The sequence below is a fragment of the Gymnodinialimonas sp. genome, from assembly GCF_059726805.1.
Window position 1 is genome coordinate 3,786,222 of record NZ_AP041059.1, and the last position, 17,613, is coordinate 3,803,834.

At 64.8% G+C, this 17,613-nt stretch carries 16 protein-coding genes; all 16 read right to left on the minus strand.

Annotation, left to right across the window (positions count from 1 at the left end; all coding sequences use genetic code 11):
- Positions 1 to 15: 15 nt before the first annotated feature.
- Complete coding sequence (locus tag AC6I9R_RS18450; RefSeq protein WP_461428915.1) at positions 16 to 984, minus strand: hypothetical protein; 969 nt, start codon at positions 982 to 984, stop codon at positions 16 to 18.
- Positions 981 to 1,949 (minus strand): cupin domain-containing protein, encoded by a 969-nt coding sequence (locus AC6I9R_RS18455; protein ID WP_461428916.1) that lies wholly within the window; start codon positions 1,947 to 1,949, stop codon positions 981 to 983. Before AC6I9R_RS18455 ends, AC6I9R_RS18450 begins: the two co-directional genes overlap by 4 nt.
- Positions 1,946 to 2,554 (minus strand): pyridoxamine 5'-phosphate oxidase family protein, encoded by a 609-nt coding sequence (locus AC6I9R_RS18460; RefSeq protein ID WP_461428917.1) that lies wholly within the window; start codon positions 2,552 to 2,554, stop codon positions 1,946 to 1,948. Before AC6I9R_RS18460 ends, AC6I9R_RS18455 begins: the two co-directional genes overlap by 4 nt.
- Positions 2,555 to 2,574: 20 nt before the next feature.
- The gene (locus AC6I9R_RS18465) at positions 2,575 to 3,558 is read right to left on the minus strand and encodes an ester cyclase (protein ID WP_461428918.1); all 984 of its coding nucleotides are present in this window, start codon (positions 3,556 to 3,558) and stop codon (positions 2,575 to 2,577) included.
- Positions 3,555 to 4,592 (minus strand): LacI family DNA-binding transcriptional regulator, encoded by a 1,038-nt coding sequence (locus AC6I9R_RS18470; protein ID WP_461428919.1) that lies wholly within the window; start codon positions 4,590 to 4,592, stop codon positions 3,555 to 3,557. Before AC6I9R_RS18470 ends, AC6I9R_RS18465 begins: the two co-directional genes overlap by 4 nt.
- Positions 4,589 to 5,344 (minus strand): SDR family NAD(P)-dependent oxidoreductase, encoded by a 756-nt coding sequence (locus tag AC6I9R_RS18475; protein WP_461428920.1) that lies wholly within the window; start codon positions 5,342 to 5,344, stop codon positions 4,589 to 4,591. Before AC6I9R_RS18475 ends, AC6I9R_RS18470 begins: the two co-directional genes overlap by 4 nt.
- 100 nt (positions 5,345 to 5,444) lie before the next feature.
- Complete coding sequence (locus AC6I9R_RS18480) at positions 5,445 to 6,395, minus strand: ester cyclase (RefSeq protein ID WP_461428921.1); 951 nt, start codon at positions 6,393 to 6,395, stop codon at positions 5,445 to 5,447.
- Between the two features lie 160 nt (positions 6,396 to 6,555).
- Complete coding sequence (hisD, locus tag AC6I9R_RS18485; protein ID WP_461428922.1) at positions 6,556 to 7,881, minus strand: histidinol dehydrogenase; 1,326 nt, start codon at positions 7,879 to 7,881, stop codon at positions 6,556 to 6,558.
- Between the two features lie 80 nt (positions 7,882 to 7,961).
- Positions 7,962 to 8,990 carry an ABC transporter ATP-binding protein gene (locus tag AC6I9R_RS18490; RefSeq protein WP_461428923.1) on the minus strand — a complete coding sequence of 343 codons (1,029 nt, stop codon included), beginning with the start codon at positions 8,988 to 8,990 and terminating at the stop codon, positions 7,962 to 7,964.
- Positions 8,990 to 10,276: an MGH1-like glycoside hydrolase domain-containing protein gene (locus AC6I9R_RS18495; RefSeq protein WP_461428924.1), complete on the minus strand. Its 1,287-nt coding sequence runs from the start codon at positions 10,274 to 10,276 to the stop codon at positions 8,990 to 8,992. The genes AC6I9R_RS18490 and AC6I9R_RS18495 overlap by 1 nt, the downstream gene beginning before the upstream one ends.
- Positions 10,277 to 10,281: 5 nt before the next feature.
- Complete coding sequence (locus AC6I9R_RS18500; RefSeq protein WP_461428925.1) at positions 10,282 to 11,496, minus strand: carbohydrate ABC transporter permease; 1,215 nt, start codon at positions 11,494 to 11,496, stop codon at positions 10,282 to 10,284.
- A 328-nt stretch (positions 11,497 to 11,824) separates the two neighbouring features.
- Positions 11,825 to 13,084, minus strand: a complete 1,260-nt coding sequence (locus tag AC6I9R_RS18505; protein WP_461428926.1) for a carbohydrate ABC transporter permease — start codon at positions 13,082 to 13,084, stop codon at positions 11,825 to 11,827.
- Positions 13,085 to 13,190: 106 nt separating this feature from the next.
- Complete coding sequence (locus AC6I9R_RS18510) at positions 13,191 to 14,549, minus strand: ABC transporter substrate-binding protein (protein WP_461428927.1); 1,359 nt, start codon at positions 14,547 to 14,549, stop codon at positions 13,191 to 13,193.
- A gap of 22 nt (positions 14,550 to 14,571) precedes the next feature.
- A complete protein-coding gene (locus AC6I9R_RS18515; protein WP_461428928.1) occupies positions 14,572 to 15,660 on the minus strand; it encodes a LacI family DNA-binding transcriptional regulator in 1,089 nt (362 codons plus the stop codon).
- 82 nt (positions 15,661 to 15,742) lie between these two features.
- Entirely contained in the window at positions 15,743 to 16,729 is a 987-nt protein-coding gene (locus AC6I9R_RS18520) for an alpha/beta hydrolase (protein ID WP_461428929.1), read from the minus strand.
- The gene (locus AC6I9R_RS18525; protein WP_461429031.1) at positions 16,722 to 17,471 is read right to left on the minus strand and encodes an alpha/beta hydrolase; all 750 of its coding nucleotides are present in this window, start codon (positions 17,469 to 17,471) and stop codon (positions 16,722 to 16,724) included. The genes AC6I9R_RS18520 and AC6I9R_RS18525 overlap by 8 nt, the downstream gene beginning before the upstream one ends.
- Between the last annotated feature and the right edge of the window lie 142 nt (positions 17,472 to 17,613).

Below are 17,613 nucleotides of genomic sequence, written 5' to 3' on the forward strand. Positions count from 1 at the left end.
GAAGTCCAATTCAGATTACGGAGAGGGGACAAGGGCGAATTCGGAGCCATTCCAGACCTGCGGGCCGGGGCAGAGCCCGGTTTCGCCACAGAGCGAAAACGTGCCAGCAATCTGGACACCCGTGCGCCCATCGGCGAGGGGCACGATCCCGGCGCTGATCCCCAGAAACTCGCGCGGTTGCTGGTAGCCGAGCGTCGAAAGGTACACGTCGATCGAGCAATTGGCCGCGCCGCAGAAGCCGCTTCTGCCGTCGGTGCAGGTCACGGCGCCGTGGTTGAGGATGAAGTCTTCCTGCCCGTCCCCGTCAAAATCGGCGGTTTCCAGATCCTGGCGGGTGATCGTTCCGGTCCCGTTCATGCAGGACCCGGCTGCGCGTTGCACGATCGACGGCGGCAGGGGCGCGGCAATCGACGGCGCGAGGGCGGGCGCGCCGCCCATGGCAGCGGCAAGCGCGGGGGGCATGGCATTGCCCAGTTCCATCCACCGGGCGTTGCAATAGCCAAACGCCTCGCGCAGCGCATCGGCCAGACCGTCCACCGGATAGGCATAGGCGGTGCCCTGCCCGGTATCGAAGGTCAGGCTTTGGGCCGTGAACAGGGACAGGATGAACGGATCCGTCATCGGCATGTAGATGGCCGAGCCCTGAAGCTCGTTCAACTCCATCGGCGGCATCTGGTAAGAGACGTCGTCGACGGTCACAACGATGCCGCTGATCCGGTAGGGCGCGGTCCATTCGAACAGCGGCTCGAAGAAACCAACGGTGGTCTCGAACGCGCCGGTCCTGTGGCTTTCGTGGCTTCCAGTCTCGATCAGCGGGCGGTTTTCAGGCGCGGGCGCGGTGCATCCGAAGGCCATCGAGGGCGCGGGCGGCCCGACACCGGCGAAGAGAAGCGAGCCATTCGCAAAGGTGTTCGCCGTCCAAGTCTGGGCGTGGATCGGCGTCGCGGCGAGGGCTGCGAGAAGGGCGAAAGCGAGGGTTTTCACGGCGCGCTCCAGGTCGGGCCTGCCGGGTCATCGGTGGCGACGATATGGTAAAGTGCTGCGTCCCCAGTCATCGAGGGGACCGCGCTGTGATCCAGGTCCGCAGGCACCGACATCGTGTCACCGGGCGCCAGCGTTGCTGCGCCGCCGGTCCATGTCACCCGCCAATGGCCGGTGACGGGCATCAGGACGGATTGGCGATCATGGCGGTGCATCTTGGCGCTGGCCGAGGCGCGGGTGAACAGATCAATCTCGAACCCTGGCTTGTCGCGCAGCATGCCGTTTTCGCCGATGACCTTGGCCGGTGTGCGATCCGCCAGGGCGACCATATCCCAATAGCGGGCCACGTGATTGGGGATGACATCGGCGGGGGCGGGCGCGGGGTAGGCATCGGCCTCGGCGTCCGACATTGGGGCCATCGGCTTGACACCTTCAGGCAGGGCCTCGCCCTTCTTGGTGTCGTAAAGCTTGCCTGTCTCGGCCAGCACCAGCCCGTGATCGGCGGCATCCTGGATCACCTGGGGCGCCCAGATCACGCCGCCGCCCGCGTCATCACCGCCCAGGACCGCCATGATCATCCCGTAATCGGTGCCGATATTCTCGAACCCGCGAAAAATGCCGGTGGGGATGTTGAAAATATCCCCCTCCTCCAGCGTCACTTCGCCCGCGTGACCGTAGCGGCCCCAGAAAAACCGCCAGCGGCCTTTGAGCACGAAGAACACTTCCGCCGTGCGGTGGGAATGGAGCGAGTTGCGGCACTTCGGCGGCTGGCCCGCCGCGCCGATGTTGAAGCCATGCGCCTCGTTGATATGGACGTGCTGATCGGGCGACTCGCTGACGCCGCCGCCGATGATGGTGAAGTTCTCCTTCTGGTCGCTGCCGGGCGTATGGGCATCGATGAAGGCAGTTTTGCAGGGCATCAGATCGCCATAGCGGACGATCCGGGATTCCATTTCGGCGGGGGTCATTCTGGGGATCTCCATCCGGGGTCGACCGCGTCAAGGCGCGCCTCTAGGGCGGCGATGTGATCGGTCAGGGGTTTGAGTTTGGGGGCGAGGGCCGCGTTGATCTCGGGCTCGGTCAGGCGGGGGGTGATGTATTTGGGGCAGTTCCAGTCGATCGCCGTGAGGTCGATGGTGATCAGGCGTTCGGCGGGGGCGGCGCCTTCAGTTTGGAGCATGTCCGTGAGCGCAGGATTGTCTGCCGCTTCCTCGACCGTTGCATGGCCGATCAGCTTCAGGCGCGCCCGGCGCGGGTAATCCATCAGGATCAGCGACACCCGGGCATCCCCGGCGATATTTCCCTTTGAGATGAACTGCTTGTTGCCCACATAGTCGGCAAAACCGATGCGTTCCGGCCCAAGCACCTTGAGGAAGCCCAACGGCCCACCGCGATGCTGGACGTAGGGCCAGCCGGTCTCGGACACCGACGCCATGTAGAAGGTTTCCCGCGTCTCGATGAAAGCGCGGGCGTCGGCATCCAGCGGGTCGCGCAGGCGGTTTTCATAGGTCTTGGCGTACCGTTCCCCCATGCCGACACGGTCCTGCTCGACCCGGACGCGAGGGGTAAACATATGGGTGGCGAAACTATCCATCACGCGGTTTGCAGCAGGATCTGCTTCCAAACGGCGGTCTCATCAAAGAGTGTGTATTCGCGGCGCAGCTTCGGCTCGGGCGTGCCGACCTGACCGAACTCTGCATGGGTGATGCCGACGATATAGACCATCGCGCCAGTGGGTTGGCCGAACCCGCCCCAGCCTTCGTGCTTGCCGTGAAGGCTCCACCGGACAGCGGCGCGGGGCGGCATGTGGGGGTCATCGCGGCCGATCTGGTGGTCGATGGTGAACTCGGCATTCGGGAAGGCGGCGCGCAGCGACATCCAGAACTTGTCGGCGGCCGCCGGGCCATGGGCGGTGACGTGGCCGGGATATTCCAGGTGGCAGGCGCGGTCGTAAACCTCCGGTATGGCGGCCATATCAGCGCCCATCACCCGCGTCAGCACGTCGGCAAGCTGTTGCCCCCAGGGGTTGTCATTGCCGCGCCCTTTGTAGGGGCCGGGCCGGTCCGTTTCGGGCGTGAGCGGTTTCACGCAGGCCTCCGGCCCGCCTTCCCGCTCGATCAGATCGGCGGCGAAATCGCGCGGCGTCGTGCCCATCTGTTGCACGATCGCGGTCTGGTCCCGGATCAGCCATTCATCGTCAATCGCGTTGTCCTTGGCGTGGCAATCGGCAAGGATCCGGTACTGATACGTCTTGCCCGTGGCCGCGCCGTACATACCGTTGCCCGTGTGGGTCGCTTGGCTGATGATGCGGTGCGAGGACAGCATCCCCTCCTCCGGGGAACCGGACCAGATCACATCTTCCCCCAGCAAAACACGGTCCGGAAACTCGGCCAGCGTTGCCATCGTCGCAGCGATGACATCCTGGTTGCCCACCACGACCGACGCCGGAGAGCGCACGACGATATCCTCGGCGTAATACTGGTGCAGGGTCGCGATGCCGCGATCCTCCCAGATCTCTTTGGTGATGCCGATGATGTAATCCGGGAAGTCCCGGAATTTGTTGGAAAAGCCTCTCATGTCGGTGATCCTTTGGGAAGGCGGGCCGAGGTGCGAAGGATCAACTTCCCCTCGATCTCGATCCGCGTGCCGGGCGCGCGCCCGGTTTCAATTTCATCCAGCAGCGTGTCAATCGTGGCCTCCACCATCCGGTTCAGCGGCTGGCGGAGGGTGGTTAATGCGTAAGATGGCCAGGCGGCCATGGGCACGTCATCATAGCCGATGATCGAGACATCGCCGGGCACATCAACGCCCATCTCATGGCGCAGGGTGTCCACGACCGACATGGCCATATGGTCGTTGCCCACGAAGATCGCATCGGGCGGCACGGCGCTATCCATCATCTCGCGCGCCTTTTCGGCGGCAGTGTCGCGGTTGAACATGCCATCGGCCTCGGCGTGCAACGTGGCACCGCGCGCGTGTAGGGCCGCGACAAACCCATCGCGCCGGTCGCGCCCGGTCGAGGCGCCCATCCAGCCCGAGATCGTGGCGATCCTCTCGTGCCCGGCATCCAGCAGGGCGTGGGCGACCGTGGCCCCGCCGACCTGGTTGGCCGAAGTCACGGCGCTGAGGCCCGAGCCTTCGATGCCCCGGTTGAACAGCACCACCGGCAGGCCCGCCGCGCGGCAACGGTCCGTCAATTCGCCGCTGAGGTTGATCGAGGCCGTGATGATCCCGTCCACCTGATAATCCATCAGATCATGGATCACGCCGTCGACGTCATCGCCCGAGTTTCCGGCCATGAAGATCAGGATGTGGTAGCCCTTCGCCTGCAAGGCGGCGCTGAGTTTTTCCAGGGCATCCGGGTAGAAAGAGTTGTCGAGGTAGGCCACCACAAGGCCAATGATGCGCGACCGCCCGGTGATCAGGGACCGCGCCAGCACGTTGGGCCGATAGCCCAGATCATCGGCGGCCTCGCGCACCCGCGCCGCCATCTTCTTGGACACGCTCGCACCCGGCGTGAAGACCCGGCTGACGGCGGATTGGCTGACGCCCGCGCGCTGCGCGACGTCGATGGACGTGACCTTTCCGCTGACGGGCGCGCGCTCGGTCATCCTGCGGTCCAGCCGCCATCGACGAGGATCGACGTGCCGGTCACCATGGCGCTCGCGTCGGAGGCCAGGAACAGAACCGCCCCCATGATGTCTTCGACCTCGGCCACGCGCGGCAGTTTGATCTTGGCCTCAATCCAGGCGCGTTTTTCCGGGTCCGCGAAGGTGGGCGCGGTCAGGGGCGTGCGGATGAATGTCGGGCAGAGCGTGTTGACGCGGATGTTGCGGGGGCCCCATTCAATGGCCATGGCCTTGGTGAAGCCTTCCACCGCGTGTTTGGTCGCGCAATAGACCGCCCGGTCGATGCCCCCCACATGGCCCATCTGGCTGGAGACCTGAATGATCGAGCCGCCGGCGCCCATCGCCGCCGCCGCCGCCTGCGCCAGGAAAAACGCGGCGCGCACGTTGATGTTGGAGACGGCGTCGTAGTCCTCGGGCGTGGTTTCAGCCGCCGGGCTGTGGCGCGCAAGACCGGCAGAGTTGCACAGGATATCGAGCCGCCCGATCGACTTGATCGCAGCGCGCGTGGCCGCGATATCGGTGATGTCGAGGGCAAGGCCTTCGGCCGAAAACCCGGCCTCCGTCATCTGCGCCACGGCACCGTCAACCGCCTCTTGCCCGCGCGCGGCAATCACCACATGGGCGCCGGCCTCGGCCAGCGCCACGGCGCATCCCAAGCCGATGCCGCGCGATCCGCCGGGGACAAAAGCGCGTTTTCCGGCCAGGGAAAGCGAGGGGGTCCGGGGGAGAGTCATATCGCCGCTCCTTCAGTGAAAGGTTCGATTTGTGTGCCATTTGCGGAAAAGGCTGTGGATAAGCCTATGAGTAGAAGGCATCTGTGCAACGTGGCGTCAGTCATCCCGCAATCTCCCGCATCCGCGCCAGCACATCGACACCCAGTTGGTCATAGACGTGCAGCAGGTCAACAAGCACCCAGTTCTCGGCGATCTTGCCGCCCTCCACGCGCCAGAAATCGAGGCTGCGCATGGTAATCTCCTGCCCCGCCCCCGCGATGCCCAACCAGGTGCCACCGGTCAAGGTGCAGGCCATGCCGGGCCAGGCGGTGAAGCCCACGTAGTCGCCTTCGCCAAAGAAATGCCCCGCCTCCACATAAGCGCGCCGGTCTGGCATCGCGCCAAGAAACGGCGCCTGATGATGCTTGCGAAACCCGTCGATCCCACGCGCCGTGCCGATGCCCGAGGGACCATACCACGAGCATCCCTCATGCCAGAACCGGGCCATCACCTCGCGCGGGGTGCCCGCCGGGTCGTTGCCAAGACCGGCCAGCATATCGCCAACGACTCCCAGCGCCGCCGCACCGTCACCCACAACCCGCAACCCGTCCTGGGTCGCCGGTCCCGGCACATGCCATTCGCGCCCCAATGACGGCGACAGAGGCCACACCCCCGCCTGCATCATCAGCTCAGGCAGATCCCAAAGCGATTGCATCTCCACCACGCGACCGTCTTCGACCCGGACAAAGTCATGGAACCGCATCGCCGCCATCCGCCCCATGGGCGGGATGCCCTCGAACGGCGCCGCGAAGGTGCCGCACCAATAGCCGCACTGCCCAACCCAGATCTGCCCGTGGTCATCGAGCCCCGCGACCTCAATCGTCACGCGCCGCTCCAGATCCGGGAACGCCACCGCCAGCTGGTCCAACACCCCGTGATAGCCCGCAACGTCCAAGGTCTCGAACGGATGCGCCAGATGCACGGCGCAGCCTACACCCGCCAACCCCTCCAATCGCCCATCCCGGCGAAACGACGCCACCGCATCTTTGGCCATATTGCTCGCATCAACCATGGGCCTGCCCCCTCATTCCCCGTTCTTCAAATATCCCGGGGGTGTGGGGGCTGGCCCCCACTAATAGCTGCGTGTGGGGGCCAGCCCCCACAAAAAAGGGGTGGGCGAGTACCTACGCGGCATAGCCGCTTAACGGGCGATCCCGCCCACCCCAAAAAACCTACTCCGCCGCGTCCCGGTAAGGCGCGCCCTCACCGTAGGGCACGTTCACCCCACCGTAGCGCCGGACGCGGACATTGCACTGCTCTGCATGGCCCACGAAGCCCTCCAACATGCACAGCCGCGAGCCGTATTCGCCCACCAGGGTCGCCGCCTCGTCGCTGACCACCTTCTGATAGGAATGCGTCTTCAGGAACTTGCCGACCCACAGCCCCCCGGTGTAGCGGCCCGCTTTCTTGGTGGGCAAGGTGTGATTGGTCCCGATCACCTTGTCGCCGTTGGCCACATTGGTGCGCGGCCCCAGGAACAGCGCGCCGTAATTGGTCATGTTCTCCAGGAACCAATCGTCGCGGTCGGTCATCACCTGGATATGCTCGGACGCGATGTCCTCGGACACCGCCAGCATCTCGTCATAGCTGTCGCAGACGATCACCTCGCCATATTCCTCCCAACTGACCCGCGCCGTCTCGGCTGTGGGCAGGATCTGCAGGATCCGGTCAATCTCGGACAGTGTCTCCTCGGCCAGTTTGCGCGAATTGGTGATCAGGACGGCGGGCGAGTTATAGCCGTGCTCCGCCTGCCCCAGCAGATCGGTGGCGCACATCTCGCCGTCCACGGTGTCATCGGCGATCACACAGGTTTCTGTCGGTCCGGCGAACAGGTCGATCCCGACCCGGCCAAAAAGCTGCCGCTTGGCTTCCGCCACAAAGGCGTTGCCGGGGCCTACCAGCATATCGACGGGCTTCACGCTTTCGGTGCCAATGGCCATCGCGCCCACGGCCTGCACGCCGCCCAGCACCAGGATCTCGTCCGCGCCGCCTTCATGCATCGCCGCCACAATCGCCGGGTGCGGCTTGCCGCCCACCGGCGGTGCCGAGGCGACGATGCGTTTCACTCCCGCCACCTTGGCCGTCAGCACCGACATATGGGCCGAGGCGACCATCGGGAACTTGCCGCCGGGCACGTAGCAACCCACTGAATTCACCGGGATATTCTTGTGGCCCAGGATCACGCCGGGCATCGTTTCAATTTCCACATCGGTCATCGAGGCGCGCTGCGCCTCGGCAAAACGGCGGATCTGGGTCTGGGCGAAGCGAACATCCTCCATCTCGCGGGTCGAGACCTGCTGCATCGCCGCCTCGATCTCGGACGGCGTCAGGCGAAATGCATCGGGCGAATAGCCATCGAACTTGGCGCTCAGATCGCGCACCGCCGCGTCGCCGCGTGCCTCGATGTCGCCCAGGATGCCTTCCACGGTGCTGCGCACCTTGGCGTCGTCTTCCGCCCGTTCATCTGCCGGTTTGCCGCGTTTGAGATATTCAGCCATAGCCCATCCTCCCCCATCTCTGGATGCAAGGATACTAGGGCCTCAACCCGCTTCAAGGAAAATCTGCATACGATTGCAAATCAACCGGGACGGATCGCCAACCCCTCGCCGTTGAAGAAGTGGCGTTTCTCGGGCGTGAAGCTGAGGCCGACCTCGGCCCCAGGGCGCAGATCGCTTTCGCCATCGGTGCGCACGGTCAGCTTGCCCGCCGCGCCGCAATCGACGATCAGGAAGATGTCCGCGCCCAGGTATTCGGCCACGTCCACGACGCCGTCGATGGCCCCTTCCCCCTTGGCGCCGATCCCAATCGCTTCAGGCCGAACCCCCAGATGCGCCGCGCCCGACGGCGCACCGTCGAGGCGCAGGCCTTCGCAGGGCAGGTCGATCACGTTCATCTTGGGAGAGCCGATGAATTGCGCCACGAACAGGTTATCGGGATGATCGTAAAGGGTTTTGGGAGAGCCCACCTGCTCGATCCGGCCCGCCGACAACACAACGATCCGGTCGGCCAGCGTCATCGCTTCCACCTGGTCGTGGGTCACATAGACCATCGTCGCGTCCAGCTGCTGGTGCAGCTTGGCGATCTCGTAGCGCATCTCAACCCGCAAGCTGGCGTCGAGGTTTGACAGCGGCTCATCAAACAAAAACGCCGTGGGGTCGCGCACAATCGAGCGTCCGATGGCCACCCGCTGCCGCTGTCCGCCAGAAAGGTCCTTGGGCCGGCGGTCCATGTAGTCTTCCAGCCGCAGGGCTCGGGCGGCCTCGGCCACCTTCTCGTCCTGCTCGGCCTTCGAGGCACCCGCGGTTTTCAGGGAAAACCCCATGTTTTCAGCCACCGACATGTGCGGATAAAGGGCGTAGCTTTGGAACACCATCGCCAACCCGCGCTTGGAGGGCGGCTCCGCCGTCGCATCGCGCCCGTCGATCAGGATCTGCCCGCGGGAGGTTTCTTCCAGACCGGCGATCATCCGCAGCAGCGTGGATTTCCCGCAGCCCGAGGGGCCCACGAAAATCACGAACTCTCCGTCCCGAATGTCCAGATCCACGCCCTTGATGACCTGGACCTCGCCAAACCACTTCTCAACGGCTTTCAGTTCAATCGCACCCATTATCCATGCCCTCCTGCCGAGGGTGAGGCCCAAGCCAGCCACACCGCCGCCGTCCATGTGAAAGTTCCCCCGCCCGCCGGTGTCCCGTCGATTGGGTCAAAATATTCCGCAAAGCCGCGTTCCGCGATCACCCGCGCCGTGTCATTGCGCACGCGGTTCGCAAGTTCGGCGTGGCCCGCATCCGCCAGACCGCGCCCCGCCATATAGTTCATGATTGCCCAGACCGGCCCGCGCCAATACCGCAGGCTGTCAAACTGCGGCCCCGCCGGGTCATAGCTGGGAATGGCGTAGGTGGCCCGGTCCAACACATCGCGCAGCACCGGCAGCGGGCGGTCGTCACGCAGCCCGCTCCACCATGCCAGGAAGCCCGCGTTCGACACCGATCCGGTGCGGTTTCCCGTCGCCAGATTGATCGCATCGTAGGTCTGCGTGGCGTCATTCCAAAGCGTCGCCGCGCCGTCCTCCAGGCGCGTGATCCAGGTGTCGATCTCGGCCCGGTCTTCTCCTAGAAGATCCGCCATCTGCGCCAGATCCCGGGTGGAGCGCAAAGCGGTGAAGGTCATCGTCGGATCCGCCACGCGAAACGGACTTTCGGTGGCAATCGCCGCGTCGTCCCATTTGCGGTCGCGCCCGAATTGTACCAGCCAGATATAGCGGTCGTAGTCGTCCTTGGTGGGCCGCATCCGCGCGTCCACATGGCCGGTGTCGCGCCGCGTGTAGGGCTGCACGCCCACCGGGTCGATGCCCGCCATCGCCTCATCCCAGTCCGGCGCATTGTCTCGGCCCGCCTCCCAGGGGTGGGTGATCACTACGGCCCCGGTCTCGGCGCGCGCTGCCATCACCCAGCGGTGGAAGGCCACCAGCTTGGGGAAAAGCGCGCGCAGCCGCGCCTCTCCGGCGGCGGGATCCTTGCGGTACACTTCCCACGCCAGCGACGCCGCAACCGGCGGCTGCGAGACGCCCGAGGACGGCAGGGAACACGCCCCGCGCCCCATGGCATCCATCGTCCCCCAGGTATCCGGGCCCGGGAAATACCCGGCGTCCTCCACATGGAACAGGATATGGGGCACCATGCCGTTGTCCCACTGGCCGCTGAACAGCGTCTCCAGCTCGACCCAGGCGCGGTCGATGTCGAAGGTGGCAAAGCCCACGGCGGCAAAGGCGCTGTCCCAGTTCCACTGGTAGGGATAAAGTCCCGCCGTGGGCACCGTGTACCCGCCCTTGTCGTTCAACTGCAGGATCCGCCGCGCCTCGGTATCCAGCGCGGCAATGTCGATGTCTGACATGTCTCTCATCCTTTTACCGAGCCCGCCGTCAGGCCCTTGGTCATGAATTTCTCCAGGCCCAGGAACAGGATCATCACAGGCAGCGTGGCGATCACGGCGCCCGCCATCAGGTGCTGTCTCGGGATCTCGGAAGAGTTCAGCGAGGCGATACCGCGCGTCAGCGTAAAGATCGATGGGTCATCCAACAGCATGAAGGCAAGCAGGAACTCGTTCCAGGCGATCATGAAGACATAGAGGCTGACCGAGACCATCGCCGGAAGCGACAGGGGAAGCGTGATCTTCCAGATCACCTGAAGGCGGTTCAACCCGTCCATCAGCCCTGCCTCTTCCACTTCCGCCGGAAGGCCACGGAAGTACCCTTGCAACATGTAAAGCGCCACGGGGATGGTCGTGACCGGGTAGATCATCACGATCCCGATGATCGTGTTGCGCAGGCCGGTCATCGAGAAGACGATGTAGATCGGCAGCGCCAGAACGATCATCGGCACCATGTAGACCAGCAGGATCGACCGCGATAACGCCTTCTGCCCCTTGAACCGCAACCGCGCCACCGCATAGGCCCCGGGGACCGAGAACAGCAGCGTCACCAACACCGTGATCACCGAGATATAGAAGCTCGTCCACATGTAGCGGCCAAAGTTGAACTCCCCAAACAGCTCGGCGTAGCTGCGGAACAGCGCCCACCCCTGGCTGAGGTCGATGGAGTAATCCAGCGGGTTGGCCAACAACTCCCCTTGGGTCTTCAGGGACGTCATCACCATCACGTAGAACGGAATGGCCACGGCGGCGGTGAAGAAGATGAAGCCAAAGCCGGTCAAAAACCGGATCACCGCCTCCTCCCACTCGTGCCGGGTCATCTCACCGCTTGGCGCATCCCGCAGGATGATCGCCATGGGCCAAGCCAGCGCGAAGGCAAAAATCGCCGCCATGCTGCCATGGGCGCCCACGCCCAGGGCCTCGCCGATATGAACCGGGCTGATCACGGTGAAACTCAATAGCCCGGCCAACACCGCCGCCAAGGCTCCCAACACCAGGCTGGAGCGCACCCAAAACGCCGCCACTCCGATCGCCGCACCAATCAGCACACAGCCGATCAATCCGGGCCGAAACGCCTCCCCGGTCGAGAAAGACAAAAGCACCGCCACCGTGGTCGCCACGATCAACGCCCAAAGAACGCCGATCACGGGTCCCGTCACATATCCATTGCGCACAAAGGTCATAGCACCGCCCCCTCATTCCCCGTTCCAAAAATATCCCGGGGAGCGCGAGGGGCTGGCCCCTCGTCCCGGGGGGAGTGTGAGGGGGGCAGCGCCCCCTCGCAAAGGTGGGGGGAGCGCGAGGGGGGCTTGCCCCCCTCGCATTGGTCGACCTGGCCTGCCCTTGGGCAGGCTGGGGCGAAACCCCTCATCATCACCCGCGGCTCCGCCCGTTTTTGGCTCGACACGTCCACTGGACGTTTCATTTGCTTCGCAAAACCGCCATGCCGGGGCTCCGCCCGCTGTTCGCTCGAAACGTCCACTGGACGTTTCGTTTGCTTTGCAAAACCGCTCACAGCCCCTCCTCCTTCGACATGAACCGGAAGAAGGCCCAGGAGAACACCAGCAAGCAGCACAGGATCACCACGGCCACTGCCGCACCCGCGCCGATGTTCGAAACCGCGAAGGCCTGCTCGTAGACATTCACCGTCAGCGTCCGCGTGCCCGCGTTGCCGCCCGTCAGCAGGAAAATGTCGTCGAACTTGTTGAAGGTCCAAATGAACCGCAGCAGGAACAGGACGCTCAAGATCCCCATCAGCATCGGCAGCGACAGGTAGCGGAACTTCTGGAACGGCGTCGCGCCGTCCACATCCGCGGCCTCATACATATCCGTGTCGATGCTCTGCATCCGCGCCAGGATGAACAGGAACGACAGCGGGAAGTAGCGCCAGATCTCGAACACCGTCACCATGATCAGCGCCAGAGGCCTTGTGCCGAAGAAGTTGATCGGGCTGTCGACCACGCCCATCTGCACCAGCAGTGCATTTATCGAGCCCGAGCTTGGATCCAGCAGGATCACCCAGGAGAACGCAACCGCAATCACAGGCGCCACGTAAGGGAACAGGTAAAGCCCGCGCAGCAGGCCCTGCCCCTTGAAACTCTTGTTCAAGAGCAGCGCCGCGAAAAGCCCCACCACCAGCGCGCCGATGGTGCCCACGACGGTGTAAAAGAGCGTCGCCCAGATCACCGTCCAGAACTCCCGCGCGGAGAAGACATCGCGGAAGTTCTCCAGTGTAAACTCGCCCGAGGTCAGCACATTCGTGGCCTCGCCGGTGATCTGCACCGGCGTGTCGTCCTCCAGCGCGTCCTCCAGGTCGCCGTCCAACGCGATGGGGATCTCCAGGGTCAGACGCTCCCCTGCGGGCAGCTCGCCGATGGTGCAGGTCAGATCCGCACCCGAGACAGCGCAGATCTCGGGCAGTTCAGACAACACCGCGCCCTGGGGCAGCACATCCGTCATCACGACCTCGAAGATCGAATCTGTCTGGCTGGAGTTTCGGATTCGGTAGCGGATCAACTGATCCGGCTCGCCCGCGTTGCGCAGATCCTCGCGCGCCACGGGGGCGGCGGGGCGCAGATCGGCCAGGCTGACGGGCTTGAACGAGATCCAGATGATCCCGATCAGCGGCAGCATCACGACCAGCATGACGGCGGTCAGCGTCGGCAGCAGCAGGCCCCAGGCCAGGCGCGCTTCGCGTTTGGCGAGCGGTCCGGTCGCCTTGGGGGGGCCCAGATTGTCGGGTCCATTTGGCGGTGTCGCGGTGGTCGTCATGGCCTCGCTCCGGTCAAAACTCAGGGGGTCGGGGCCGCCAGATCAAGGCGATCCCGTTGATTGAGAGGGGACGCCCCCGTGCGGGGGGCGTCCGATCATGGGCAGTTTACTCGATCCCGCCGAGTTCTTCATTCATCAGCGCCACCGTCTCAGACGCGCCGCGCACGCCGTCGATGTATTCGCGCACCAGACGGTTGATGATTTGGCTGTTGATGATCCGGGAGGCGAGCGCCAGCTGACCCTCTTCCACACCCCAACGCTGAGCGACATCCAGACCACCGACAATCTCATCGATCATCGACTGCTCATAGAGCTCACCCAAAGGCGCACGGCGATCTACACCCACGTCAAGCGCGGCCCAGGCTTCCACGAACTCGGTCGGGTTATCCTCGGTGCCCCGGCGCACGGGGAACTTGCCCTCGGGCGCGATGGCCAGCGTCTGGGTGTAGCCGTCGGACATGGAGTATTCGACGAACGCCATCGCGTTGTCCGTGTCCGCGTCTGCGGTGATGCCGAAGTAACGCACGTCGCCCCAGGCCGCCCCATCGGGGTTCGAGGGGCCGGCGAAGTTGGTCACGATGCCCGTGGCCGCCGCCAGATCACGCGTCTGCGGATCGTCGTTGATGGTGGGCGGGGCGCTGTCGCGCAGACCGGCCAATTCGTCCAGGATGAACGGCGACCAGATGATCATCGCCGCATTGCCCGAGAAGTAGAGCGTGCGGGACTGGTCCCAATAAAGCTCCCCGTCAGGAGAGGCTTCCACGATGGCACGGTAGAATTCCAGCACCTCGACGGTCGCCGCCTCATCAAAGCCCGCGAACCCATCGGCATCCACCGGGGTGGCGCCATTGGCGAGGAACACATGCTCCAACACCTGAGACATGAAGTTTTCGTCCACCTTGGTGGGGGCGACGAAGCCAAACATCTCGGGCGGATTGTGCAGCGCCTCAACGGCGGCCAGCACGTTGGCGTAGCTGTTGGGCGGCTCCAGGCCCGCTTCCGCGAACAGGTCCGCGCGGTAAACCAGCATCTGGGTCCAGCCATCAACGGGAACAGCAGCATAGCCCCCGTCAACGGCAGCCATCGACAAGGGGCCAGAGGCGAAGGTGTCGTCGCCCAGGTTCTCGATCACGTCCGTCGCGGCGTCGCTGTCTAGAAGTCCAGATTCAAACCACGGCAGAGCATACTGCAGCGGGTGGTAGATCACGTCGGGCAGATCGCCCGCGGCAAAGGCCGCCGTGGCGCGCGTGCCGAGGTCAGATTCCGTGACCGGGATCACCTCAACCTCGATGCCCGAGGCGGCGGTGAAATCCGCGGCCATGGCCTCTTGCAGGGCCAGACGCTCGGGCTGTTCTTCCGTGGTCCAGAAGCGGATGCTGTCTTGCGCAGCGGCCGCGCTGGCGAGTGCCAGGCTGGACACAGCGGCCAGTAGGGCCGCCTTTTTTGCGTTGATAACGATACTCATGCCAATCCTCCCATAGATTTGTTTAGGCGCGTGTATTTGCTTGCGCGGGCGGTGCCTGCGCAGGGTCGAAATCGGGCAATTGATCCGAGGCCCTCTCGATCAGGCGCGCAGGCGCCAGCTCTCGAAGATGACTCGGGTCGGTGCCCCGAATGCGGGCGATCAACAACTTCGCCAGGCGTTCGCCTGCGGCGCGGTTATCAACCGAAAACGTGCTGAGCGGCGGCGTGGCCGTGGCCGCCTCGGGGATGCCGTCGTAGGCGATCACGGCAAGGTCTTTGCCCACCGTCCGCCCGAGTGCCGCGGCCGCGCGGTAAAGGCCGAGGGCCGCAAGATCCAAAGCACAGACCACCGCCGTGGGGCCATGGGCCAGCACGGCACGCCCCGCCGCTTCGCCTGCGGCAATATCAAGGACCCCTTCGGCCATCAGGTCCGGGTCCGCCGTCAGCCCCGCCGCCGCCATGCCCGCCAGAAACCCGTCGTGGCGTAGATGCGCATAGGTGTAATCGCGCGATCCATTGATGAAGCCGATGCGGCGGTGCCCGAAGCCCGCCAACCGCGTCACGGCGCGGGTCATCGCATCCTCGCCCGAGATATCGAACCAGGCACAATCCGTGCTGTCGCCGGTGCGCCCATAAAGGATGAACGGCACGCCGCGCGCCCGGCACAGGGCGACGCGGGGGTCATCCCACATCGCGCGCGGCAGGATAAAGCCATCGGCCTTGCGGTCATCGATCAGCCGCGCCATGGAGGCGACTTCGTCGTCGGTTCCATTGGCGGTGGCCACGGTCAGCGTCCAGGTCTCGTCCGAGGCCGCGCGGCTGATGCCATCGAGGAAGTCGGTCAGAAACGGGCGGTGCAGATCGGCGTTACCCGTATTGAGGATCAAGCCCAAGGACCGCGCCCGCCCGGTGCGGATCGCCTGGGCCTGGGCCAGCGGGCGATACCCCATCCGCTCTGCCGTGCGACTGACCCGCAGGCGCGTCGCTTCGGCGATATCGGGATAGCCATTCAACGCCCGGCTCACGGTGCCTTTTGCCAGGCCCAACGTGCGCGCAAGGTCGTTGATGGTGACGCGGGTTGCCCCCGTCGATGATGCGTCCGTGCGGTGCATCTTCCTCCTCCTCGAATCTCAAACTCATTTCCGAAACCGGTTTCGGCAAGAGAAATCTTTGCACATGCATCGAATGAAGGGGTCAGTTCAGGGTTTCACGCAGCCATTGGGTGACTTCATCCACCACTCTGTTGGTCAGCGCGGGGCTCAGAATATCGCCTGCAATCACATGGTTGAACGGATCACCGCCAACCTCGGGCACGGCTACGGGGATCAGCGTCGTAGGCCCGCCCCAGCCTTCGGCAAATTCGCGCACGGCGGGGGCTGAGATCACCTGATCGGCGTCGGAAAACAGGAACAGAGCGGGGATCGTGAGCCTGCTGTAGTCCCGCGCCCGCGTGGTGCGCAGCAGCGTGCCGAGCGCCACCGTGGCCGACGTCGGATAGCGGGTGGTCCAATAGGAGTTGTGGCCCGCGTTGATCGGATCAAACCGCCGCTCGCGCCCGGCCACCAAGGGCACCCAAAGCCGTGCAAAGGGCATCTCCAGCATCCGGCCCGCCGGATGGGCCAGCTCGTAATTGGGCGAGATCAGCACGAGTGCCGCCACGTCGCGGGCCATCTCAGGCTCACTCGCCGCATAAGAGGCCAGCGTGGCGCCGGTGGAGGTGCCGATGATCACCACTCTGTCGCCAATCCCGCGCGCCAGCCGCAGCATGCTGTCGGTGTCATCGCGCCAATCGCCCGCCCTCGGCTCGGCCATCGCGTCGCCCGAGCGTCCGTGCCCCGGCAACCGTGCGAAGATCAGGTTGGCCCCCAGCGCGGCGGCCACGCGGTCGGGGACCGGGCGGATTTCCTCGGACGTGGCCGAGAAGCCGTGCAGGTAAAGCACCACGATGTCGCTCGCCGCGCCCTCTTCCCCCGCCCAGATGATCCGCGCCTCTGCGCCCGGGGTGATATCGTCAAAGCGCGCCTCGCGCGCAGCCAGCCAGGCGGCGGGCGCCTCCAGATTGGGGTCCTCGACCGCCCGGAACCGCGCCATCTGCTCGCGCGGCACGAAGTAGATCAATGTGACGACGACGATGGCCGCAAAGGCAACGGCCCGCAGAAGACGGGCCACCAGCCTAGCCATGGGCTAGAACTTCCTCCACCGCGCGGGTGATCGTGGCCAGGCACGCATCGTCCGAGAACCTGTGATCGGCGTCTTTCACCAACTCCAGCCGCACATCAGGCCCCTCCAGATGGTCCAACAGCCCCAGCGCCACATCCATCGTCACATCCACATCCGCCGTGCCCTGCAACATCCGCACCGGCGCGTCGATGCGCAGGGGCTCCGTCAGTACCAGATGATCGCGCCCGTCCTCAATCAGCCGCTTGGTGATGATCATCGCGTCGCCGTACTCGGACGGCAGGGCAACGTGGCCCTCCTCCATCAGCGTCTTGCGCTTGGCCTCGTCCCAGACCTTCCAATAGCCGTTTTCCGTGAAGTCCGGTGCGGCGGCAATCGTCACCAGACCCGCCAGTCGGTCCGGGCGGTGCTTGGCCATCAACAGGCTGATCCAGCCGCCCATACTTGAGCCTACGATCACCTGCGGCCCCTCGGTCAGCGCATCGATCGCGGCCATGGCGTCCTCGGCCCAATCGCCGATGCAGCCTTCGGTGAACTCCCCCGAGGATTCCCCGTGGCCCGAGTAGTCGAACCGCAGAAACTCGCGGCCCGACCTGCGTGCCCAGGCCTCCAGATGCAGCGCCTTGGACCCGCTCATGTCAGACCGCAGCCCCCCCAGAAACACCACGCCCGTCCGGCGGCCCGAGAACTTGTGATACGCCAAACGGCGTCCGGCGTCGGTCTCAAGATACTGCATTTCGCCCATCGATTTGTCTTCCAACTCTCTGCTCAATTCCGTCGCCGCGACCCTGCCCGTCTGCGTCCCTCCCCGCAATCCTGCGCGCGCGCCATGGGCGGAGCCTTGCTCTTTTTTACGTTACCATCTTGTCACGTGACTATTTAATCAC